The organism is Aggregatibacter segnis ATCC 33393 (assembly GCF_000185305.1).
GTDB classification, from domain to species: domain Bacteria; phylum Pseudomonadota; class Gammaproteobacteria; order Enterobacterales; family Pasteurellaceae; genus Aggregatibacter; species Aggregatibacter segnis.
The window spans coordinates 1,082,539-1,106,654 of the sequence record NZ_GL622200.1 but is presented as its reverse complement, the minus strand read 5'-3'; the positions used below and the strand labels follow the sequence as shown (position 1 = coordinate 1,106,654).

21 protein-coding genes are annotated in these 24,116 nt (G+C 44.2%); 13 read left to right on the top strand and 8 right to left on the bottom strand.

The window, feature by feature from the left end; all coding sequences use genetic code 11:
* Positions 1-129: 129 nt before the first annotated feature.
* The 3 genes from HMPREF9064_RS04305 to metH form a co-directional block, all read right to left on the bottom strand.
* Positions 130-954: a restriction endonuclease gene (locus HMPREF9064_RS04305; protein ID WP_006718441.1), complete on the bottom strand. Its 825-nt coding sequence runs from the start codon at positions 952-954 to the stop codon at positions 130-132.
* An 82-nt stretch (positions 955-1,036) separates the two neighbouring features.
* A complete protein-coding gene (locus HMPREF9064_RS04310; RefSeq protein ID WP_006718439.1) occupies positions 1,037-1,396 on the bottom strand; it encodes a hypothetical protein in 360 nt (119 codons plus the stop codon).
* 74 nt (positions 1,397-1,470) lie between these two features.
* Complete coding sequence (metH, locus tag HMPREF9064_RS04315; RefSeq protein ID WP_111704460.1) at positions 1,471-5,163, bottom strand: methionine synthase; 3,693 nt, start codon at positions 5,161-5,163, stop codon at positions 1,471-1,473.
* A gap of 218 nt (positions 5,164-5,381) precedes the next feature.
* Here metH and HMPREF9064_RS04320 point away from each other — a divergent pair, with 218 nt between their 5' ends.
* The 13 genes from HMPREF9064_RS04320 to dapB all read left to right on the top strand — a co-directional run bounded on the left by HMPREF9064_RS04320 (position 5,382) and on the right by dapB (position 18,052).
* Positions 5,382-6,566: a lipoprotein-releasing ABC transporter permease subunit gene (locus HMPREF9064_RS04320; protein ID WP_006718435.1), complete on the top strand. Its 1,185-nt coding sequence runs from the start codon at positions 5,382-5,384 to the stop codon at positions 6,564-6,566.
* Positions 6,567-6,580: 14 nt separating this feature from the next.
* Entirely contained in the window at positions 6,581-7,267 is a 687-nt protein-coding gene (gene lolD / locus HMPREF9064_RS04325; protein ID WP_006718433.1) for a lipoprotein-releasing ABC transporter ATP-binding protein LolD, read from the top strand.
* Positions 7,267-8,517: a lipoprotein-releasing ABC transporter permease subunit LolE gene (lolE, locus tag HMPREF9064_RS04330; protein ID WP_006718431.1), complete on the top strand. Its 1,251-nt coding sequence runs from the start codon at positions 7,267-7,269 to the stop codon at positions 8,515-8,517. Before lolD ends, lolE begins: the two co-directional genes overlap by 1 nt.
* Before the next feature lie 101 nt (positions 8,518-8,618).
* Positions 8,619-9,701 (top strand): 3-deoxy-7-phosphoheptulonate synthase AroG, encoded by a 1,083-nt coding sequence (gene aroG / locus HMPREF9064_RS04335; protein ID WP_006718429.1) that lies wholly within the window; start codon positions 8,619-8,621, stop codon positions 9,699-9,701.
* A 145-nt stretch (positions 9,702-9,846) separates the two neighbouring features.
* Positions 9,847-11,253, top strand: a complete 1,407-nt coding sequence (locus HMPREF9064_RS04340) for a replicative DNA helicase (RefSeq protein WP_006718426.1) — start codon at positions 9,847-9,849, stop codon at positions 11,251-11,253.
* Positions 11,254-11,283: 30 nt separating this feature from the next.
* On the top strand, positions 11,284-12,360 hold the full coding sequence (gene alr / locus HMPREF9064_RS04345; protein WP_197712343.1) for an alanine racemase: 1,077 nt from the start codon (positions 11,284-11,286) through the stop codon (positions 12,358-12,360).
* 16 nt (positions 12,361-12,376) lie between these two features.
* Positions 12,377-14,026, top strand: coding sequence for a glucose-6-phosphate isomerase (gene pgi / locus HMPREF9064_RS04350; protein ID WP_032997893.1), 1,650 nt, complete (start codon positions 12,377-12,379; stop codon positions 14,024-14,026).
* 152 nt (positions 14,027-14,178) lie between these two features.
* Positions 14,179-14,652 (top strand): 6,7-dimethyl-8-ribityllumazine synthase, encoded by a 474-nt coding sequence (gene ribH / locus HMPREF9064_RS04355; RefSeq protein ID WP_006718423.1) that lies wholly within the window; start codon positions 14,179-14,181, stop codon positions 14,650-14,652.
* A gap of 26 nt (positions 14,653-14,678) precedes the next feature.
* Positions 14,679-15,083 (top strand): transcription antitermination factor NusB, encoded by a 405-nt coding sequence (gene nusB / locus HMPREF9064_RS0109470; protein WP_032997891.1) that lies wholly within the window; start codon positions 14,679-14,681, stop codon positions 15,081-15,083.
* 24 nt (positions 15,084-15,107) lie between these two features.
* The gene (gene thiL, locus HMPREF9064_RS04360) at positions 15,108-16,091 is read left to right on the top strand and encodes a thiamine-phosphate kinase (protein ID WP_006718421.1); all 984 of its coding nucleotides are present in this window, start codon (positions 15,108-15,110) and stop codon (positions 16,089-16,091) included.
* 10 nt (positions 16,092-16,101) lie between these two features.
* Positions 16,102-16,593: a phosphatidylglycerophosphatase A family protein gene (locus tag HMPREF9064_RS04365; RefSeq protein WP_006718420.1), complete on the top strand. Its 492-nt coding sequence runs from the start codon at positions 16,102-16,104 to the stop codon at positions 16,591-16,593.
* A gap of 7 nt (positions 16,594-16,600) precedes the next feature.
* On the top strand, positions 16,601-17,221 hold the full coding sequence (locus HMPREF9064_RS04370; protein ID WP_006718419.1) for a LysE family transporter: 621 nt from the start codon (positions 16,601-16,603) through the stop codon (positions 17,219-17,221).
* Between the two features lie 18 nt (positions 17,222-17,239).
* Positions 17,240-18,052: a 4-hydroxy-tetrahydrodipicolinate reductase gene (gene dapB / locus HMPREF9064_RS04375; protein WP_006718418.1), complete on the top strand. Its 813-nt coding sequence runs from the start codon at positions 17,240-17,242 to the stop codon at positions 18,050-18,052.
* Between the two features lie 72 nt (positions 18,053-18,124).
* Here the strand turns inward: dapB and yfaE are convergent, their stop codons facing one another.
* The 5 genes from yfaE to nrdA form a co-directional block, all read right to left on the bottom strand.
* Complete coding sequence (gene yfaE, locus HMPREF9064_RS04380; RefSeq protein ID WP_032998152.1) at positions 18,125-18,373, bottom strand: class I ribonucleotide reductase maintenance protein YfaE; 249 nt, start codon at positions 18,371-18,373, stop codon at positions 18,125-18,127.
* 68 nt (positions 18,374-18,441) lie between these two features.
* Entirely contained in the window at positions 18,442-19,827 is a 1,386-nt protein-coding gene (locus HMPREF9064_RS04385) for an SLC13 family permease (RefSeq protein ID WP_006718416.1), read from the bottom strand.
* A 258-nt stretch (positions 19,828-20,085) separates the two neighbouring features.
* Positions 20,086-21,216 carry a class Ia ribonucleoside-diphosphate reductase subunit beta gene (gene nrdB, locus HMPREF9064_RS04390; RefSeq protein ID WP_005700384.1) on the bottom strand — a complete coding sequence of 377 codons (1,131 nt, stop codon included), beginning with the start codon at positions 21,214-21,216 and terminating at the stop codon, positions 20,086-20,088.
* An 86-nt stretch (positions 21,217-21,302) separates the two neighbouring features.
* The gene (locus HMPREF9064_RS04395) at positions 21,303-21,626 is read right to left on the bottom strand and encodes a hypothetical protein (protein WP_006718412.1); all 324 of its coding nucleotides are present in this window, start codon (positions 21,624-21,626) and stop codon (positions 21,303-21,305) included.
* A 15-nt stretch (positions 21,627-21,641) separates the two neighbouring features.
* Positions 21,642-23,912 (bottom strand): class 1a ribonucleoside-diphosphate reductase subunit alpha, encoded by a 2,271-nt coding sequence (gene nrdA / locus HMPREF9064_RS04400; protein ID WP_006718410.1) that lies wholly within the window; start codon positions 23,910-23,912, stop codon positions 21,642-21,644.
* Positions 23,913-24,116: the final 204 nt, after the last annotated feature.

The window sequence follows — 24,116 nt, the reverse complement described above, 5'->3', positions numbered from 1 at the left end:
AATTTATGCTGGCGCGCGTTTCCTAACGTGTGCCGTAGAAATTAAAGTGCGGTGAGTTTTTGAAGTGTTTTTAGTGAGATTAGGCACACGCTAGGAAGCGTGCCCCTATCAAAGGTATAAAAACGATTTTTATTTTTTCTCACTACTCAAATGTACAATAGACCCATCATTCTTTAATAACTTTCTTGTTTTTTCTATATGATCTTCAATATAAGCCTTTGTATGGTCTTGAGAGTTAATAATTATAGGTGGTTGTTCATGATCTTTGAATGATTGATATTGGATACGATACCCTTTGATTTTTAGTTTCTTCCCTTTTATTTCTAGAAAACCATTCTCAATGAATATATCTTCTTCAACTATTTTGTCTAATCCAGTAGGTAAGTTCATTTTTAAATCATATAATGAAATTTTTTTATCATTTTCAATAATAAAAATCTCATCTTCCATTGCATTAAAATGTGAGTTTTGAAGCTGTTTTGTTGTTATCGGTATGAATTGAATTATTTTACAAGGTAACTTAATGGTTTCTTTAATTTGAATTTCTCTTACTAAAGGAGTTCCATCATCTAGAGTCCAATCATTGTTTTGTGGTTTTCTAATTATAAATAGACCTATACCATGATGTTTTGCTTTATTTTGAGCACCTTCCTGATATCCTACTTTAGTTGCGAAAATTCCTTTTAAACCTGGGATGTCAGAAATTTTACTAACAAAAGCATCTATTTTTTCAATAGAAATAGAGGAACTATAATCTTTACATTCAATAACTGTCTTGTATAAATACCCACCAATTTTAAACTCCCAATATACATCAAATTGTCTTGGGTTACCTATTCGATCATATAAAACTTTATTTTGTTCTACGGTTATAGTTTCTCTACCTTCAATATTTAATAAAATTTGTTGTACATCTCTAACAAATAACTCATATTCTTTTCCAGTATTTTTCATTTATCAGTTTTCTCATATTAATAAATAACTATAATTTTTGAATTGATAATGGGAATAAATTCAGCAAGTAATATTAATGAACTCAATCAATCCAGCAATAAGTATTTGTAAATCTTTCAATTTTCTTGAATTTACGTGTCTTATCTCCAGCCAATACAGATTTTAACAGCCATCCTACATCTTTAGCTGATTGTTCATAAGCTTCATCATTTGTTTTTCCATTTGCTTTATGGTTATCCCAAATTGGTTGTAATGGTGTTCCTTCCCAGTCTGTATTATCACCACCAAATAAAATCCGAACAGAAAATTCATCTCCTTTAGAGTGGCAATTTAACCATCCATAAACAGCACCTTGGATAAAAGCTTTTGCTAAGGCTTTCTCTTCTTGGTTTAATATACGAATATCTCTAATATTGTGATTGTCTTGGTTGTTAATAAACATTTTTTTCTCCTTTTTTTGATCAAGTAATATTCCTATAGTAGGCTAATAATTCACTTAAGAAGTAAATTTTAGGCTTACTTCATCGCCACACCCAACCACTTCATCATCTCTCTCTCATCCCAACCTTTACGTTTGGCATAATCTTGAGCTTGGTCTTCATCGATGCGGCCTAAGGTGAAATAGTTACTTGCCGGGTGGGTGAAGTACCAACCGCAGACGGAGGCTGCAGGCCACATGGCGTAGCTTTCGGTGAGTTTCATGCCGATGCGTTGTTCCACTTCCAATAAATCCCAGATCAGGGCTTTTTCGGTATGTTCCGGGCAGCTAGGATAACCCGGCGCAGGGCGGATGCCGACATAGTTTTCATTGATTAAGCCTTGGTTGTCGAATTCCTCTTGCGTGTAGCCCCAAATGCGGGTGCGTAGCTCAAAGTGCAAGTATTCCGCCATCGCTTCGGCTAAGCGGTCGCCGACGGCTTGTAGCAAGATGGCGTTGTAGTCGTCGCCGGCGGCTTTGTAGCCTTCCACTAGCTCCATTTCTTCAATGCCGGCGCACACGGCGAACATCCCCATCCAGTCTTTTTTGCCGCTTTCACGATCAGCGATAAAGTCGCTCAAGGCAAAGTTAAATTGGCTTTTGCTGTTTTTGCCACGTTCCGTTTGTTGGCGTAAGCCGTAAGCCGTGCCGATAGATTGAGTGCGGTCTTCATCGGAGAATAACACCACATCATCGTCCACACGTTCCGCAGGGAAAATACCCAACACGCCACTTGGGTTAAGTTTGTGGTTTTGTTCGAAAGCATCTAACATCGCTTGCGCATCATTCCACACGCGGCGGGCTTCTTCGCCACTTTCCGGATGAGCAAAGGCATCCGGATAGCCACCCATTAAGCCCCACACGCGGAAGAATGGCGACCAGTCGATAAATTTACGTAGTTCTGCAATTGGCACGTTTTTAAATTCCACAATGCCGGTTTGTTTTGGCGTTGGCGGCACATAATCCGCCCATTCGCCGTTAAAGCCGTCAAAACGGTTGGCACGCGCTTCTTCAATGCTGAGTTGTTTACGCAACGGCTTACGGTTGGCAAAAGATTGTTGGATTTTTTCGTAATCTTTCTTGAATTGTTCCCACAATGCCGCACGGCCTTCCGGGTTCATCAACGTGGCACAAACCGTTACCGCACGGGAGGCGTTTGAGGTATAGAACACGCCGTGTTGTTTATATTTTGGATAGAGTTTAATCGCAGTATGTTCTTTGGAGGTCGTTGCACCGCCGATCAACACCGGCAAGTTCAAACCTAAACGCGTCATTTCGCCAAGGAAGTATTCCATTTCGTCTAAAGATGGCGTAATCAAACCGCTCAAGCCGATAAGATCCGCTTTTTCATCAATCGCCGTTTGAATGATTTTATCTGCCGGCACCATCACACCCAAGTCAATCACTTCAAAGTTATTACATTGCAACACCACGCTCACGATGTTTTTGCCAATGTCATGCACATCGCCTTTCACGGTGGCGATTACCACTTTACCGTTGCTAGAGCCTTTTTGTTTGGTGGCGTTGATAAACGGCTCTAAATACGCCACGGATTGTTTCATTACGCGTGCGGATTTCACCACTTGCGGGAGGAACATTTTACCGTCACCGAATAAATCGCCCACCACGTCCATGCCTGCCATGAGTGGGCCTTCGATCACCTCTAACGGCGTTGGCAATTTTTGGCGGGCTTCTTCGGTGTCTTCGATGATGTGCGTAGTAATGCCTTTCACAAGGGCGTGTTTTAAGCGTTCTTCCACCGGCCATGTGCGCCATTCGGCGACAGAATCCACCGCACTTTCATCGTTGCCTTGGTTGCGATATTTTTCCGCAATATCCAATAAACGCTCTGTGCCATCCGGCGTGCGGTTTAAAACAGCATCTTCAATCACATTGCGTAATTCCGGATCCAGATCATCGTAAATCGCGAGCTGCCCTGCATTCACAATCCCCATGTCCATGCCTTGTTTGATGGCATGATAGAGGAAGACCGCGTGAATGGCTTCACGCATGACGTTATTACCACGGAAAGAGAAGGACACGTTTGACACACCGCCGGAAATTTTGGCATGTGGCAAGCTGCGTTTAATGCGACCTGTGGCGTTAATGAAATCCACGCCGTAATTGTTGTGTTCTTCAATCCCGGTACCGATGGCAAAAATATTCGGGTCGAAAATGATGTCTTCCGGCGGGAAGCCAAGTTGGTTGACTAAGATGTTATAGGCACGGGTACAGATTTCCACTTTGCGATCTTCGGTATCCGCTTGTCCCACTTCGTCAAACGCCATCACGACCACCGCCGCGCCGTATTTACGCACCAGTTTGGCGTGTTCGATAAAGATTTCTTCGCCTTCTTTCAACGAGATGGAGTTCACAATCGGCTTACCTTGCACCGATTGCAAACCTGCTTCAATCACTTCCCATTTGGAGGAGTCGATCATCACCGGCACTTTTGCTGCATCAGGCTCGGTTGCCATAATATTGAGGAAACGGGTCATGCATTTTTTGCCGTCGAGCAAGGCTTCGTCCATGTTCACGTCGATCACTTGCGCGCCGTTTTCCACTTGGTCTATGGCAATTTCAATGGCTTCGGCAAATTTGTCTTCTTTAATTAAGCGTTTGAATTTCGCCGAACCCGTTACGTTATTGCGCTCGCCCACGTTCACGAACAGGCTTTCATCATCAATGTTAAGCGGTTCTAAACCGGATAAACGCATGGCGGTTTTAATTTGTGGCAATTTGCGTGGTGGGATATTTTCTACCGCCTCGGCAAAGGCTTTGATGTGTTCCGGTGTGGTACCGCAACAGCCACCGATAATGTTTACAAAGCCGCTTTCCGCCCATTCTTTAAGGTGTGCCGCCATGTCTTCTGCGCCAAGATCGTAGCCACCGAAGGCATTCGGCAAGCCTGCGTTCGGGTGTACGGAAACGTAGGTTTCGCTGATTTTAGACAGTTGTTCAACATATTGGCGAAGTTCTTTCGGGCCTAACGCACAGTTTAAGCCGAATGTCAGCGGTTTGGCGTGGCGCAGGGAGTTGTAAAACGCTTCGGTGGTTTGTCCGGAAAGGGTACGGCCGGAAGCATCGGTTATGGTGCCGGAAATCATAATCGGCAATTCCACGCCCAATTCTTCAAACACGGTTTCAATGGCAAACACTGCCGCTTTGGCATTTAGCGTGTCGAAAATGGTTTCGATCATAATTAAATCGGCACCACCTTCGATTAAGCCTCGTGTGGCTTCTGAATAGGCGTCCACCAATTCCATAAAGGTGACGTTACGGAAACCCGGGTCGTTTACGTTCGGGGAAATGGACGCAGTGCGGTTCGTCGGGCCGAGAATCCCCGCCACGAATCTTGGTTTTTCCGGCGTGCTGTATTTATCCGCCGCCAGACGTGCCAGTTTTGCGCCGGCAAAGTTGAGTTCGTAAGCAATGGATTGCAAATCATAATCTGCTTGTGCAATGGTCGTGGAGCTGAACGTATTGGTTTCGATAATGTCCGCGCCGGCTTCTAAATATTTTTCGTGAATCGCGGAAATGAGTAACGGTTGTGTGAGGGTCAGCAAATCATTATTGCCGCGTAAATCGACCGCACTTTCAGCAAAGCGTTCACCACGGAAATCCGCTTCGGTGAGTTTATATTTTTGGATCATCGTGCCCATAGCGCCGTCTAAAATTAAGATACGTTGGGCAAGGGCATTTTTTAGTATTTCAGTGGTGTTTTTCAAAATAAGCTTTCCGTTTGTTGAAGTTCAAATAAATGGGAGGAATAGTAGGAAGATGTGCTTGCGCTGTCAAATGTTATCTCTCTAAAAGTGCGGTGATTTTTTAGCGCGTTTTTCTAGTAGGCATAAGAAGAGAATTCTTTGCCGATTTTCTGCTTTTTATCTTGGTCTATGCTAAACTAGCGCGCAGTTTTTCTCGTATTTTTAATGATTTTTTATCCCTTATGACCTTATCTACCCCTCTTTTTATTGCATTGCGCTATTGGCGGGCGAAAAGTGCCGATCGTTTTGGACGGTTGGTGACGAATTTAGCCAGTTTCGGCATTGTGCTTGGCGTGATGGCATTGATTATTGTGCTGTCTGTGATGAACGGTTTGGAAGGCTATCAAAAGCAACAAGTGCTTTCTTCCATTCCACACGCCATTGTCAGCCCGAACGGCAAGGTGAAGATCGACGATGCCGAGCCAACTATGCCGAATTTCGTGCAAAAAGCCGTGCCGATAAATATGACGAATGTGATTTTTCAAACCGCGGGCGGTGTCAGCGCAGGGCAAGTGATTGGGATTCGACAATTTGCGGATGACCCGATTTTATCCATATTGTCTGAGCAGCATTTTGAGGATTTGCTCCCGACAGGCGAATTTAAAATTATCATTGGCGATCAACTGGCGCAGAAATTAAACCTGCATGTCGGTGACAAAGTGCGTTTAATGATTACTGAAAACAGCCAATACACGCCATTTGGGCGCGTGCCGTTGCAACGTTTATTTACCGTCAGTGAAATCTATTTTGAGACGGGCGAAGTATCCGGTTATGAAGCGTTTGCCAATTTAACGGACATTGGACGCTTAATGCGAATTCAGCCGGGCGAAGCACAAGGTTTCCGTTTATTTTTAACAGATCCGTTCCAAATTACTGAATTGCCGGCTGCGTTTCCTTCGGCGGAGCAAATCATCGATTGGCGCACACAAAAAGGCGAGTTTTTCCAAGCGGTGCGTATGGAAAAAAATATGATGGGCTTGTTGGTGAGCTTAATTATTGTGGTGGCAGTGTCCAATATTATTACGTCTTTAAGCCTGATGGTGGTGGACAAACAGGGTGAAATCGCCATTTTGCAAACCCTCGGTTTAACAAAAGGACAAGTGCGTTCCATCTTTATTTATCAAGGTTTATTGGTGGGATTAATGGGTACCTTGGTAGGCGCCATATTGGGCGTGTTAGTGACGTTAAATTTGGACGCTATCGTGAATATCTTAGGAGCAAAAACGATGTATTTGCCGACCGCACTTGAGCCTTGGCAAATTCTGACGATTATCGCGTTTTCCTTATTATTGTCATTGCTATCCACCATTTATCCGGCCTATCGCGCCGCGAAAGTGGAACCGGCAGAAGCCTTGCGCTACGAATAAAAAGAGATGAAAAAATGAATACAGCATTATTATCTTGCCAAAATATCACGAAATTTTATCAAGAAGGCACACAACAAACGGAAGTGTTAAAACAGGTGTCTTTTTCTATGCAACCGAGCGAATTGGTCGCGATTGTGGGCAGTTCCGGTTCGGGCAAAAGCACGTTATTACATACCTTGGGCGGATTAGATCAACCGAGCAGCGGTGAAGTGTTTATCAAAGGGCAATCCTTGCAACAAATGACACCGAATGCGTTGGCGAAGTTGCGCAATCAATATTTAGGCTTTGTGTATCAGTTTCACCATTTAATGGCAGATTTCACCGCACTTGAGAACGTGATGATGCCGATGCTTATAGGGCAACAAAACAAAACGGAAGCGCAGGATCGTGCCGAGCAGATCTTAAGTGCGGTCGGTTTGCAGCACAGAATTTCACATCGCCCGTCTGCGCTATCCGGTGGAGAACGCCAACGTGTGGCGATTGCCCGTGCGTTGGTGAATAATCCGGCATTGGTACTGGCGGACGAACCTACCGGCAATTTGGATCACAAAACCACGGAAAGTATTTTTGAACTAATTCAACAGCTCAATCAAGAAAAGCAGATTGCTTTCTTATTGGTCACCCACGACTTGAATTTGGCGGAAAAATTGAATCGCCGTTTAATTATGCAAGATGGCATGTTGCGCGAGGAAAATGCCTAATGAATACGCCATTTTTTATTAGTTGGCGCTATCAACGCAGTAAGCATAAAAACCGTTTGGTGTCGCTGATTTCATTTTTTTCCAGCATGGGCATAGCCTTGGGCGTGGCGGTATTAATTATCGGCTTAAGTGCCATGAACGGTTTTGAACGTGAACTCAATCAACGGATTTTGGCTGTCGTGCCCCATGCGGAAATTTCCTCTGCAAGCGGGCAAAGCAACGCACCGATTGATCATTGGCAACATCTTGCCGCTAAGTTGAAACAAAATCCGCAAATCATTGGCGTTTCGCCTTTTGTCAGTTTTACCGCTCTCGTGGAAAATGGCGCGAAATTAAAAGTAGTACAAATTAAAGGCGTGGAAACGGCGTTGCAAGATCAAGTCAGTTCTCTTGGGCATTTTGTGTTAAATCAAGGATGGCAAAATTTTGCCCAGAATGGCGGTTTGGTGCTGGGGTCTGGTATTGCACGGGATTTGGATGTGCAAGAAGGGGATTGGGTTTCTCTGTTAATTTCCCAACAAAAAGGCACGGAAAATTTAACCCAGCCGTTGCGTGAACGGATTCAAGTAACCGGTATTTTGCGTTTAGACGGCCAGTTGGATCACAGCTATGCCTTGATGCCCTTGGCGCAGGCGCAGCAGTTGATGGATTATCAAGCGGAGCAGGTGAGTGGGGTAGAATTGAAAACCGCCGATCCGTTTAACATTCAAACCCTTGATTATTCCATGTTGCAAGATTATCCGCAGATGCTTTACCTGCAAAACTGGATCAGTAAATTCGGCTATATGTATCGCGATATTCAGCTGATTCGCACGGTGATGTATATTGCCATGGTGCTAGTGATTGGAGTGGCCTGTTTTAATATCGTGTCCACGCTCATCATGGCGGTGAAAGATAAAGCGGGCGACATTGCCATCATGCGTACCCTTGGCGCGAATAATGGGTTTATTAAGCGTATTTTTATTTGGTATGGCTTGCAAGCAGGCATGAAAGGCTGCCTGATTGGCATTGTGTTGGGCGTGATTTTGGCCTTAAATTTGACCGCACTTATACAGGGTTTGGAAGGTTTGATCGGCAGGAAATTATTGTCCGACGGCATTTATTTCGTGGATTTCCTGCCAACCGAACTCCATTGGCAAGATGTGTTGCTGGTGTTGCTTTCTGCGTTAATTCTCAGTTTATTTGCCAGCCTTTATCCGGCAAATCGTGCGGCAAAATTGCAACCAGCACAGGTATTAAGCGGTCATTAAAAAGAAATCAAATAAACTAGTTTACTAGTACAAATTGCAGTGGTAGAGTAATACCACTTTTTCGGTCATTTTAGAATTTTATGAAGATAAGCGAGTGAATAATGAACACAAAAAACGATATTTCCATTGAAAACGACGATACGCGAATTGGCAAGATTGAACAGGTGTTACCCCCGATTGCCTTGCTAGAAAAATATCCGGCAAGTAGCGTTGCGGTGAAAACCGTGGAAAATGCCCGTCACGAAGCGCATAAAATTATTCATGGTGAAGATGATCGTTTACTTGTGGTTATCGGGCCTTGTTCCATTCATGATCCGAAAGCCGCATTAGAATATGCGAAACGCATTAAATTAATGCGCGAAAAATACCAAGATACCTTACAAATTATCATGCGTGTGTATTTTGAAAAACCGCGTACCACTGTGGGTTGGAAAGGTTTAATTAATGACCCGCACTTAAATAATACCTATGCCTTGAACGACGGTTTGCGTATGGCGCGTAAATTATTGTCCGACATTAACGATTTGACCGTGCCGACGGCGGGTGAATTTTTGGACATGATCACACCGCAATATTTAGCGGACTTCATGAGCTGGGGCGCGATTGGGGCGAGAACCACCGAATCCCAAGTACACCGTGAATTGGCTTCCGGTTTATCTTGTGCCGTTGGCTTTAAAAATGCGACTAACGGTGGCGTAAAAATTGCCTTAGACGCGATTGGTGCGGCAGAAGCGCCACACCATTTCTTGTCCGTCACGAAGTTTGGTCATTCAGCTATCGTTTCCACCAAAGGTAACGAAGACTGCCACATTATTTTACGTGGTGGCGACAATGGCCCGAATTATAGCGAACAAGATGTCGCTAACGTATGCGATGAACTTGCCAAAGCAGGATATAGAGCTCATGTGATGGTAGATTTCAGCCATGCCAACAGCTGCAAACAATTCAAAAAACAATTGGATGTGAGCCGTGAAGTGGCTCGTCAAATTGCTGCCGGCTCCAATAAAATTTTCGGCGTGATGATTGAAAGCCATTTGGTGGAAGGCCGTCAAGATTTGGTGGAAGGCAAACCTTTAACTTATGGCCAAAGCATCACCGACAGCTGCATCGGTTGGGAAGACAGCGAAAAAGTCTTACAAGAGTTATCTGATGCGGTGGCGGCAAAACGCAAATTAAACGGCTAATATTTCTTTTAAGCAGTTCATTTCAAACAAAAGTGCGGTGGATTTTCAGAGCGAATTTCCACCGCACTTTTTTTGACTTTTAAGTTAAACCGCCCCCCGATTTGGTATATCATATAGGGACTTATTTTTATCCACTGAGGCAATAATGGCGTCTAAAAATTCTCCTCCGGTAAAAGAACAAAACACCACCAATTTGAACATTCCTCCTCATTCTATTGAAGCTGAACAAGCTGTGTTGGGCAGTATTTTGCTGAACAACATGTATTGGGATGATGTGGCTGAAAATGTGGTGAAAGAGGATTTTTACCGCTTTGAACATCGTCTGATTTTCGAGGAAATGGAAAAGCTGATTGCCCAGCAATCGCCGGTGGATTTAATTACCTTAGAACAGGCACTAAAAAGTCGCGAAGTCATCGAACAGGTGGGCGGTTTTGCTTATTTGGCGGAGCTTTCCAATAACACGCCGAGTGCCGCCAACGTGGTGGCTTATGCCAATGTGGTACGAGAAAAGGCGATCATGCGCGAGTTGATTTCTGTCGGGAACAAAATTGCGCAAAACAGCTATTCTCCGAAAGGGCAGGATGTGAAACATTTGCTGGATGAGGCGGAGCGAGAGGTTTTTGCCATTGCTGAGAAGCGTACATCCGGTACCGAAGGCCCACAAAATATCATTTCCATTCTGGAAAACACCATCAACAAAATCGAACAGCTCAGTCAAATTAAAGATCATTCCGGTGTTACCGGCGTTTCCACCGGTTTCAAAGATTTAGATAAGAAAACGGCAGGTTTGCAAAAATCCGACTTGATTATTGTGGCGGCGCGTCCTTCCATGGGGAAAACCACCTTTGCCATGAACCTATGTGAAAATGCGGCGTTAGGCAGCGATAAACCGGTATTGGTGTTCAGTTTAGAGATGCCGGCGGAGCAAATTATGATGCGTAGCTTGGCGTCACTTTCGCGTGTGGACCAAACTAAAATTCGTACCGGTCAGGGCTTGGATGATAATGATTGGGCGAAAATTTCTAGCACCATGGGTATGTTGGCTAAAAAGCCGAATTTATTTATTGACGATTCTTCCGGTTTAACGCCGACGGAGCTACGTTCCCGTGCGAGACGGGTTTATCGTGAAAATAACGGCTTAAGTTTGATCATGGTGGACTATCTTCAATTAATGCGTGCGCCGGCTTTTTCTGAAAATCGTACGTTGGAAATTGCGGAGATCTCCCGTTCCTTGAAAGCGTTAGCAAAAGAATTGGAAGTGCCGGTGATCGCCCTGTCACAATTAAACCGTACCTTAGAAAACCGTCAGGATAAACGCCCAGTCAACTCGGACTTGCGGGAATCAGGCTCCATTGAGCAGGATGCAGACTTGATTATGTTTATTTATCGTGACGAAGTGTATAACCGTGAATCGGAAGAAAAAGGCATTGCGGAAATTATTATCGGGAAACAGCGTAACGGGCCGATTGGACGCGTGAAGTTGGCATTCCAAGGTCATTTTTCCCGTTTTGATAACTTAGCAGAACATCATCATTATGATGACGAATATTAGATAACAGCGTAAAAGAGATAAAAAATGCACATGAAACCTGCAACAGCGAAAATCAGTTCTGTTGCGTTAAAACATAATATTCAAACCATTAAACAAAAAGCCCCAAACAGTAAAATTATTGCGGTAGTAAAAGCCAATGCCTACGGACACGGCGTCGTGTTTGTTTCTTCTGCCGTCGAAAGTCTGGTGGATTGCTTTGGCGTGGCGCGTTTAGAAGAAGCACTAAAATTACGCTCCAACGGCATCACTAAACCGATTTTGCTGTTAGAAGGGTTTTTCTCTTCCAAAGACCTACCGATTTTAGCCGTTAATAACATTCAAACTGTCGTGCATAGCCAAGAACAGTTAGAGGCTCTTGAAGAAGCCCAAACGCCTAATCCGGTGAAAGTGTGGTTGAAAATTGATACCGGTATGCACCGATTGGGCGTGCATTTGGATGAAGTGGATAGCTTCTATCAAAAACTCAAATCGCTTCCGTGTGTTGATCCGAATATTGGCTTTGTGAGCCATTTTAGCCGTGCTGATGAGCTAGAGTGCGGTTACACAGAAAAACAATTAAGCCGCTTTTTACAGGCAACGGAAGGTAAATCCGGTGAGCGGAGTATTTCCGCTTCCGGTGGTATTTTGTTCTGGCAGGATGCGCATTTAGATTGGATTCGCCCGGGCATTATTATGTACGGCATTTCTCCGAATAATACAGCGGGTAAAGAATACGGTTTAACGCCGGTGATGAATTTAACCTCCTCCTTAATCGCCGTGCGCGAACATAAAAAAGGCGAACCGGTGGGATACGGCGGTGTTTGGACAAGTGAAAAAGATACGAAAATCGGCGTGGTGGCCATTGGTTATGGTGATGGTTATCCACGTGATGTGCCGCAAGGTACGCCGGTTTATCTGAATGGTCGCCGTGTGCCGATTGTGGGCAAAGTATCCATGGATATGCTCACCGTGGATTTGGGCGCAGACAGTCAAGACAAGGTCGGCGATGAAGTGATCTTGTGGGGTAAAGAATTACCGATTGAAGAAATCGCAGAAATTACGGGCGTTATCAGTTATGAATTAATCACCAAATTAACCCCGCGTGTATTAACCGAATACATTGATTAAATTTAAAGGAGTGCTTATGCAAAATATCAATCCAACCCAAACGAACGCATGGAAAGCGTTAACCCAACATCATGCGCAACGCAAAAATACAACGATTCAAGATTTATTCGCGCAAGAGAAAGATCGTTTCGCCAACTATTCGTTAACCTTTAACAACGAAATTTTGGTCGATTTTTCCAAAAATAACCTGACCCAAGAAACGCTCGGTTTATTGCGTCAACTGACCGAAGAATGTGGTTTAACCGAAGCCAAAGAAGCCATGTTCAACGGCGAAAAAATCAACCGTACGGAAAATCGTGCCGTATTACATACCGCACTTCGTAACCGTTCCAATATGCCGGTTTTCGTGGATGGTAAAGATGTGATGCCGGAAGTTAATGCCGTGCTTGCGAAAATGAAATCGTTCTGTGAACGTGTGATTTCCGGTGAATGGAAAGGTTATACCGGCAAAGCTATTACCGATGTGATCAATATCGGTATCGGCGGTTCCGATCTTGGCCCTTACATGGTGACCGAAGCGTTGCGCCCGTATAAAAATCATTTAACCATGCATTTTGTTTCCAACGTGGACGGGACACACATTGCTGAAACGTTGAAAAAAGTGAATCCGGAAACCACTTTAATTTTAGTGGCATCCAAAACGTTTACCACCCAAGAAACCATGACGAATGCCTTGTCTGCTCGTGATTGGTTCCTTGCCGCAGCAAAAGATCCGGCCCATGTGGCAAAACACTTTGCAGCGCTTTCAACCAATGCAAAAGCGGTCGCAGAATTCGGCATTGATACCAACAATATGTTTGAATTCTGGGATTGGGTTGGCGGTCGTTATTCTTTATGGTCTGCTATTGGTTTGTCTATTGCGCTTTCTATCGGTTTTGGAAACTTTGAAGCGTTATTAAGCGGTGCGCATGAAATGGATAAACATTTCCGCAGTGCGCCGTTAGCACAAAATATTCCGACAACGCTAGCTTTAGTGGGCTTGTGGAACACCAACTTCTTGGGCGCACAAACGGAAGCAATTTTACCGTATGATCAATATTTACACCGTTTTGCCGCCTATTTCCAACAAGGCAATATGGAGTCTAACGGTAAATATGTCGGCCGTGATGGCAAAGTGATCGACAGTTATCAAACCGGTCCAATTATTTGGGGCGAACCGGGTACGAACGGTCAGCATGCGTTTTATCAATTGATTCACCAAGGCACCACATTAATTCCTTGTGATTTCATTGCTCCGGCGCAAAGCCATAATCCGTTGTCTGATCATCACAACAAATTGCTTTCCAACTTCTTTGCGCAAACCGAAGCCTTAGCGTTCGGTAAAACCAAAGAACAAGTGGAAGCAGAATTCTTAAAAGCGGGTAAAACCTTGGCGGAAGTGGAAGATATCGTGCCATTTAAAGTGTTCACCGGTAACAAACCGACCAACTCCATTTTGTTACAAAAAATCACCCCGTTTAGTTTAGGGGCGTTGATTGCCATGTATGAACACAAAATTTTCGTACAAGGCGTGTTGTTTAACATTTACAGCTTCGATCAATGGGGCGTGGAATTGGGCAAACAACTTGCTAACCGAATCCTGCCTGAATTGGTCACGAACGATAAAATTGAAAGCCACGACAGTTCAACCAACGGCTTGATTAATCAATTCAAAGCTTGGCGTTAATTCTGTCTGATTGGCAATGCTAATTAGCAATAAAGTGCGGTTATAAAAAACGGTGTTTTTTAACCGCACTTTGGCTTTTTCTTACTGCCAGAAAATGAATTTTATGCTAGAATCCGCGCACTCTTTTTTATTCATCTTACAAAGGAAATCACATGAAAATTTTAGAAGGTCATATTGCTGCACCAGAAGCGAAAGTTGCCGTTGTTATCGGACGCTTTAACAGTTTTATCAATGAAAGTCTTTTGGAAGGTGCTCTTGATGCGTTGAAACGTGTCGGTCAAGTAAAAGACGAAAATATCACTTTAGTTCGCGTGCCGGGCGCGTATGAATTGCCATTAGTTGCGCGTCGTTTGGCGGAAAGCAAAAAATTTGATGCCATCGTGGCTTTAGGCACGGTGATTCGTGGTGGCACAGCGCACTTTGAATATGTGGCAGGCGAAGCCAGCAGCGGTTTAGGCAAAGTGGCGATGGAATCTGACATTCCGGTGGCGTTCGGCGTATTAACCACGGAAAATATTGAGCAAGCCATTGAACGCGCGGGCACCAAAGCAGGCAATAAAGGCGCGGAAGCAGCTTTGGTTGCGTTAGAAATGGTGAATCTTTTAAATCAAATTCAGGCAGCGTAAGTGACAATGACGGAACAAGTAAAAAAATCTCTCCTCGTCGTCGTGCGCGTGAATGTGCCGTTCAAGCCTTATATTCTTGGGCGGTTTCACAAAATTCACCGGAAATCGTGGAACTCAATTTCATGACCGAACAGGACATGAAAGGCGTGGACACCCCGTATTTCCGTAAATTATTCCGCCAAACGGTGGAAAATGTGGAGGCAGTGGAGCGCACCATGCAAGGCTACTTGGATCGTGGTTTAGAGGAACTGGATCCAATCGAAAAAGCTATTTTGCGTTTAGCGGTGTATGAGCTGCAATTTGAGGCGGATGTGCCTTATAAAGTGGTGATCAACGAAGCGATCGAAGTCGCCAAAGTGTTTGGCGCAGATGAAAGCCACAAATACATCAACGGTGTGTTGGATAAAATCGCACCGGTTGTACGACGTTAATCTTCATTGAGACAAGGAGGCACAATGACAGAGGGTGAATTTGATATTATTCAACGCTATTTTACCGCCTCTAAACGTGTGCCTCGTAAAGATGTCCTCCTTTCTGTCGGTGACGATTGTGCCGTCACCGAATTAAATCCTAATCAGCATCTTGCGATTACCACCGATACCATGGTGGAAAACGTCCATTTCCTGCCGAATATTCGTCCTGCCGATTTGGCGTATAAAGCCGTTGCGTGCAATTTAAGCGATCTTGCTGCTATGGGCGCAGAGCCGGCTTGGATTTCATTAGCCTTAACCTTGCCAAAAATTGATCATGATTGGTTAGCAGAATTCAGCGAAAGTTTTTTTGATATCCTTGATCATTACAACGTGGATTTAATTGGTGGAGATACAACCAAAGGTCCGTTAAGCGTCACCATTACCGCGCAAGGTATTATGGCGAAGAACAAATGCCTTTGTCGCCATCACGCCAAAGTGGGCGATTGGATCTATGTATCCGGCACCTTGGGCGATAGCGCTGCGGGCTTGTCTTTCTTGTTACAAGGCAAAAGTGCGGTCAATTCTGCGCAAGAATATTTAATTCGTCGCCATTTACATCCTACACCAAGAGTCCTACTCGGCATGGAACTGGCCATGACCGGTTTTGTGAATGCCGCCGTGGATATTTCAGACGGGTTGGTTGCCGATCTTGGGCATATTTTAACGCGTAGCCAATGCGGCGCGGTGATTGAGTTGGACAAACTCCCACTTTCCCCTCAATTAATTGATGAATTCGGTGCGGAACAAGCGGAGCAATTTGCCTTATCGGGCGGTGAAGACTATGAGTTATGTTTTACCGTGCCGGATAGCCATAAAGCGAAATTAGAAAAAGCCTTGGCGCATCTTGGCATATCTTATACCTGTGTTGGACAAATTCGCCATGCCGGCAAAAAGCGCATTCAATTTCAACGTAACGGCCAGCCGGTAGAGATTGTCACTCACGGCGGTTTCGATCATTTTAAATAGGTCTTTTATTATGACTGCACCACAAAATCCCCTTGAACGGGTGACGTTACGTAATCCTATTCATTTTCTCGCATTGGGTTTCGGCTCCGGTTTATTGCACCCGGCGCCCGGCACGTGGGGCAGTTTGGTTGGCGTGATCGTTGGCGCATTATTATTGCCTTGGCTCGGTGCAAAAACGTTTTTTATATTGACCGCACTTTGTTTCTTTCTTGGCATTTGGTTATGCGAACGCACTAGCCACGACATGGGCGTACATGATCATGGCAGTATTGTGTGGGATGAAATTGTCGCCGTTTTCTTGGTGCTGTTAGCCGTGCCGCAAGTGTCTTTATTTTGGTGCGCGATTGCGTTTGTAACCTTCCGTCTATTTGATATTTTAAAACCTTATCCGATTCGCTATTTCGATGAAAAACTTACCAATGGTTTTGGCATTATGGTGGATGATATTTTGGCAGCAGGTTATAGCATTCTCGTCATTCTCGCCTTAGCGCATTTTATCTAGCGACATCATGTTACATTTAATGTTCGTTCATTTAATGGGATTGCTTTCGCCAGGGCCCGATTTCTTTTATGTCAGCCGTGCTGCGGCAATACATTCTCGGCGAACCACAATTTATGGTGTGATTGGCATCACGATTGGTGTCACCATTTGGGCAACGGCTGCGGTGTTAGGTTTGGCGATTGTGTTTAAAACGATGCCGGCGTTGCAAGGCATTGTCATGGCATTGGGCGGTAGCTATTTGTTTTATCTCGGTGTGAAAATGGCTCGTATCACAACCAATGCGGTATTTGATGAAAGCAATTTGGTACAAAACACCGCGTCTAAAAATGAAATCATCAAAGGTTTGTTGGTGAATTTATCCAATGCCAAAGTGGTGATTTATTTCAGCAGCGTGATGTCTTTTGTCCTCGTCAATATCACCGAAACGCAGCAAATGTTGACCGCACTTTTGCTTATCACGATAGAAACCTTTGTTTATTTCTATGTGATTTCCCTCTTATTTTCACGTCCCTTTGCAAAACGTTTTTATAGCCGATATAGTCGCTATATGGATAACGCATCAGGCGTGATTTTTATTTTATTTGGCGCATACTTAATTTACAGTGGTGCGTTGAATATCATGAGTTAGTTTAAATCGGAGAAGATTATGGAGTTAAGAATTGCCATCGTAGGCGCAGGCGGACGCATGGGACGTCAGTTGATTCAAGCAGTACAAAACGCAGAAGGCGTGGCATTAGGTGCGGCATTTGAGCGTAAAGGCTCCTCATTGGTGGGCGCAGATGCCGGTGAGTTGGCAGGCATTGGCAACTTAGGCATTCAAGTGGGCGATGATTTAAACGCGGCAAAAGAACAATTCGATGTGCTGATTGATTTCACCCGTCCGGAAGGCACCTTGGAACATTTGGCATTTTGTGTGGCGAATCAAAAAAATATGATTATTGGCACGACAGGCTTTGATGACGCGGGCAAAGCAGCGATTAAAGCCGCTTCAGAGCATATTGGCGTTGTGTTTGCCTCTAACTTCAGCGTGGGCGTGAATCTGGTGTTTAAATTATTGGAAAAAGCCGCCAAAGTGATGGGCGATTATTGCGACATCGAAATCATTGAAGCACACCATCGCCACAAAGTTGATGCGCCGTCCGGTACCGCACTTTCCATGGGCGAGCACATTGCCAAAACGTTGGGGCGTGATTTGAAAACCCACGGCGTATTTTGCCGTGACGGCATTATCGGTGAACGTAAACGAGATGAAATCGGCTTTTCTACGATTCGCGCTTCCGATGTGGTTGGCGAACATAGCGTTTGGTTTGCCGATATCGGCGAACGCGTTGAAATTGCTCACAAAGCTTCCAGCCGTATGACCTTTGCTAACGGCGCCGTGCGTGCCGCGAAATGGCTTGAAGGAAAAGACAAAGGCTTGTTTGATATGACGGATGTGTTGGATTTGAATAATCTATAAAAGTAGGGGCGAGTAAAGCCCCTTTTTTGTTCAGCTTCATTGATCAAAGTGCGGTCATTTTTTACGGCGTTTTTAAAGTTCAATCTCCAAATCTTCTTCTACCTGACAACAACACAATAAAATCTCATCTGGTTGTAAAAAGGCTAACGGTGTTTCCGCATAGGACACTTTGCCTTTTTTTATTTTTACTCGGCAGGAACCGCAATAGCCACTGCGGCATTGGTATTCATGGTAAATGCCATGTTGTTCCAAGCGATTGAGGAGCGGGATTTGATTATCGTGTTCGATGGTTTGACGGCTGTGTAATAAATGAATTTTCATGATCATTAAAATAAAAAAGAGCAGTTAAAAAACTGCTCTAAATAGCATTGGGCGTATTGTAATCGAAATTAGATCCACACGAAATATGCCATGCCGCCAATTATTCCGATACAGAAAAGATTGAGAATAAAGCCGACCTTTGCCATATCCACTTGTTTGACATGGCCTGTCGCGAACACGATAGCGTTCGGCGGTGTAGCAATTGGCAACATAAAGGCACAGCTTGCACCACAGGCGATGATGGCAGCGAGGGCGATTGGTGGCAAGTTTAAGGTTTGCGCCACTGAAATCACAATCGGCATGATCAATGCTGCGCTGGCGGTGTTAGAGGTGAATTCTGTGAGGAAGATGATGAATGCGCTGACGACGAAACAAAGCACCCACAGCGGTTTTTCATTGGTAAATTGCACAATGGTATCTGCCATGATTTTACTGGCACCGGAGTCTTTCATCACGATACTCAAGGTTAAACCACCGCCGAAAAGCATTAACACGCCCCATTCCACACGTTCTTGAATTTCTTTCCATTTGGCTACACCGGTTACGCCGATAATCACCACGACGGTTAAGGCGATAATACTGTCGAAGCTATCAATTTTTTTCTCTAAGCCCAGTAAACCGGAGAACCACGGGTTGATGAGTGAACTAAACAGAAGCAGTAATGCCATCACGCTGAAGATAACGAGAGTGATGATGTTCTTTTTGGTGAAAGAGACTTTTTCAAGAGAAGGGGAAAATTCAACTTGGAAATTGGGACGTAAAATCACCCAAAGGGCAAAGAGCATGGAAGGTAGCAAGAACAGCATTACCGGGAAGCCATAGCCTAACCACTCGGTGAAAGTCACTTGAATTTGAGAGGCCAAGATGGCATTAGGAGCGCTACCGACTAAAGTGCCAATGCCACCAATACTGGCACAGAACGCCATGCCTAATAAGGTAAACGCATACAGGCGATAATTTTTTTCTGCATTCAGCCCTTTTAACATCCCGATGGTGAGTGGCAACATCATTGCCGCGACAGCAGTATTGTTGATCCACATAGATAAAAAGGTGGTTACCCCAAATAAATACGCCACGGAAAGTTTTAAATTGCCTTTGGCGAGTCGCACGATGTAGTTCGCAATGATTTTATCCAGTTGCTGAATTTGTAATACCGCCGCAATCACAAAGCCGCCGAAGAACATATAAATAATCGGGGTAGCAAAAGGTGCAAGGGCTTTCTGTGTGTTAATGAGCCCTAAACCAATGGCGAGAATCGGCACCATAAGCGAGGTCACCGTAATATTAAAGGCTTCTGTCAACCACAAAATACCGATGAACGTCAGCAAGGCCAAGCCACGGTTTTCCTTTGGTGAGAAGGGCAATGTGTTGATTAGCACCAACATCAAGATAAAATCCAAAACAAGAATAATCAGGCTTTTATATTTAGCGAAGAAAGGGATTTGTGTTTGCATAATAAATGTCCTCCATGGCTGCTATTTATTAGCATTGTTTTAATAAACTAGAAACATTTTTTTAACAAAATTGTGACGGCTATCAAATATATTTTGTGAAGAAGAAAGAGATAAAAGTGCGGTGATTTTTATGAAAGGATTACATGCTTGTTTTAGTGAGTAGAGGAGGCAATCCTTGATAAATAAAAAAGTGCGGTAGATTTTACCGGCGTTTAAAAACACTCGAAAAATCCACCGCACTTTTAGCGATATGAAAGATTATAGATCGAAATCGTCGAAATCTTTTGTATCTACTTTGGAGTCAATTTGACCTACAAGATAAGAACTCACTTCCACTTCTTGCGGGGCTACTTGTACGTTGTCGGAAACTAACCACGCATTGATCCAAGGAATCGGGTTGGAGCGCGCTTGGAATGGCAATGGCAAACCGACTGCCTGCATACGGATATTGGTGATGTATTCCACATATTGCACCAAAATGTCTCTGTTCAAACCGATCATGGAACCATCTTTAAACAAATAATCCGCCCAGTCTTTTTCTTGTTCTGCTGCCGCTAAGAATAAATCGTAGGCTTCTTGTTTGCATTCCTCGGCAATTTCCGCCATTTCAGGATCGTCTTGACCTGCCGCCATAATGTTTAAAATATGCTGCGTACCGGTTAAGTGCAACGCTTCATCACGAGCGATGAATTTAATGATTTTCGCATTGCCTTCCATTAATTGACGTTCTGCAAAGGCAAAAGAACAGGCGAAAGACACATAGAAACGAATGGCCTCAAGCGCATTCACGCTCATTAAGCACAGGTAAAGTTGTTTTTTCAAATTACGTAAGGTGACGACACATTCTTTGCCATCCACGGTGTAAGTGCCTTCACCGTACAGGCTGTAAAGTTGGCTGTCGCGGATTAAATCGTCGTAATAAGAAGAAATATCGCGCGCGCGTTTGATGATTTCTTCGTTGGTCACGATATCGTCAAACACGATAGACGGATCGTTTACAATGTTACGAATAATGTGCGTGTAAGAACGGGAATGGATAGTTTCGGAGAACGTCCAGGTCTCGATCCAGGTTTCCAATTCAGGAATGGATACCAACGGCAACAACGCCACGTTTGGGCTACGACCTTGAATGGAATCCAACAAGGTTTGATATTTTAAGTTACTGATGAAAATGTGCTTTTCATGCTCAGGCAACGCCGCATAGTCGATACGGTCTTGTGACACATCCACCTCTTCCGGACGCCAGAAGAAGGAAAGTTGTTTTTCAATGAGCTTTTCAAAGGTCTCATATTTTTGTTGATCGTAACGGGCAACGTTAACGTTTTGACCAAAGAACATCGGTTCTTTTAACTGGTCGTTTTTGTTTTGTGAGAAAGTGGTGTATGCCATTTTTTTGTCCTTTAATCTTATGAGTAAAGTGCGGTCAGTTTTTAAAATGTTTTTTTATGCTGGCGCAAGCGTCTTCGCTTGTGCCTTTAGTTTATTTGCTTAGCACAAGCGTGGACGCTTGCGCTATCGGATGGGTTTTCTTTTACAAATTGTTCCCATAATTGGGGCAACAATCGCCCTATAGTGATACAAATTGTACGAATCGGTTCTTCCATTGCTGGATAGGCAATGTAAGTTAATTCTGACAGATTTACGGATGACACATAAATTTGTCCTAAAGATCTAATTTTTAATTGGCAATCAGGATAAATTTCAGCCACTTTATTTTGAGAAAAACGAATAAACTCTTCTAAATAGCTTTTAGAATAACCAGTTAAAAATTTAGAGCTAAAAGATAATGAAATTATCATGTTATATCCTTAAAACTAAATCTTACACGCCCCACCAGCACAGCCATCATCTAAATCTTCTTGGCTGTCTTCGGCACCGTCACGGGTGTTTTGGTAGTAGAGGGTTTTTAAGCCGTATTTGTAAGCGGTTAACAGATCTTTTAACAACACTTTCATCGGCACTTTGCCGTCTTCAAAACGTTTCGGATCGTAGTTGGTGTTGGCGGAGATGGCTTGGTCAACGAATTTTTGCATGATGCCGACCAAGTGCAAGTAGCCGTCGTTGCCTGGGATGTCCCAAAGCAATTCGTAGTTTTCACCGAGGTTTTCATAATCCGGCACCACTTGTTTCAAAATACCGTCTTTCGAGGCTTTGACGCTCACATGGCCGCGTGGCGGTTCGATACCGTTGGTGGCGTTGGAAATCTGAGAAGAGGTTTCCGACGGCATGAGGGCGGTGAGGGTAGAGTTGCGCAAACCGAATTCTTGAATATCGCGGCGTAGGCTTTCCCAGTCGTAATGCAACGGCTCGGAGGTTAAGCTATCGATGTCTTTTTTGTACGTATCGATCGGCAAAATGCCTTGTGCATAAGTGGTTTCGTGGAAATATTCACATGCGCCTTGTTCTTTCGCCAAGTTCATGGAGGCTTTCAATAAGTAATATTGAATGGCTTCGAAAGTGCGGTGGGTTAAATCGTTGGCGCTGCCGTCAGAATAACGCACGCCGTGCTTCGCCAAGTAGTACGCGTAGTTAATGACGCCGATACCTAAAGAACGACGGGCTAGGGAACTGCGTTTTGCCGCAATCACCGGATAATCTTGGTAATCTAATAAAGCGTCCAATGCGCGTACGGCAAGATCCGCCAAATTGTCTAGCTCGTCTAAGTTGTCCAATTTGCCCAAGTTAAAGGCGGAAAGGGTACAAAGGGCGATTTCGCCTTGTTCATCATTAATGTGGCTTAACGGTTTGGTTGGCAAGGCGATTTCCAAGCACAGGTTGGATTGTCGCACCGGTGCCACTTTCGGATCGAACGGCGAGTGGGTATTGCAGTGATCCACGTTGTGAATGTAAATACGACCGGTGGATGCCCTTTCTTGCATTAATAAAGAGAACAATTCCACGGCTTTCACGGTACGTTTACGAATGGATGGATCCTGTTCGTATTGTACGTAAAGTTCTTCAAACTTGTCTTGATCCGCAAAGAACGCTTCATAAAGTCCCTTCACGTCGGACGGGCTGAATAGGGTAATGTCGCCGCCTTTGATTAAGCGTTGATACATTAATTTGTTCAGCTGTACGCCGTAGTCCATGTGACGCACGCGGTTGTCTTCCACACCACGGTTGTTTTTTAACACCAACAAGCTTTCTACTTCTAAGTGCCAAATTGGGTAATACACGGTTGCCGCACCGCCACGTACACCGCCTTGGGAGCAAGATTTCACGGCAGTTTGGAAATATTTATAGAACGGAATACAACCGGTATGGAACGCTTCGCCGCCACGAATTGGGCTACCCAGCGCACGAATCGCACCGGCATTTACACCGATACCAGCACGTTGGGACACATATTTCACAATGGCGGACGCTGTAGCGTTAATGGAATCCAAGCTGTCGCCACATTCAATCAACACGCAAGAGCTGAATTGGCGAGTTGGCGTACGTACACCAGCCATGATTGGGGTTGGCAAGGAAATTTTGAAGGTAGAAGTTGCATCGTAGAAACGACGGATATAATCCAAACGGGTTTCTTGCGGGTATTTGGAGAACAGGCTTGCCGCCACTAATAAATAGAGGAATTGGGCAGATTCGTAGATCTCACCGGTCACGCGGTTTTGAACGAGATATTTGCCTTCTAATTGTTTCACAGCTGCATAAGAGAAGGTCATGTCGCGCCAATGGTCAATAAAACTGTCCATTTCATCCCATTCTTCACGGGTGTAATCATCCAATAAGGCATGATCGTATTTGCCCATGCGCACCAATTTTTTCACATGATCGTATAAACGCGGCGGATCGAAATGGCCGTAAGCCTTTTTACGCAAATGGAACACCGCAAGGCGTGCGGCAAGGTATTGATAATCCGGAGAATCTTTGCTGATTAAGTCTGCAGCTGCTTTGATAATGGTTTCGTGAATATCAGAGGTACGAATGCCTTCGTAAAACTGAATGTGAGAACGCAATTCCACTTGCGACACGGAGACATTGTCCAGTCCTTCTGCCGCCCAGGTAATCACGCGGTGGATTTTATCGAGGTTAATCGGCTCCAGTGTGCCGTCACGTTTGGTGACCATTAATGCTTTATTCATGAAAGACGCTACTCCTTAGATATATACCCAAAACACAACATATAGTTGCAAGCCAAAAAATTGGGCACAAGATAATGTGTTGAGATAAAGAATTCAAGCGATATATTTTTTTATCTCTTAGTTGACATTAAATAACTGGTTATAAATAAAGAAGATTTTTCTATGGGCGGAAATAGGCATTTATTAAAATTTGTGCGCGAGATC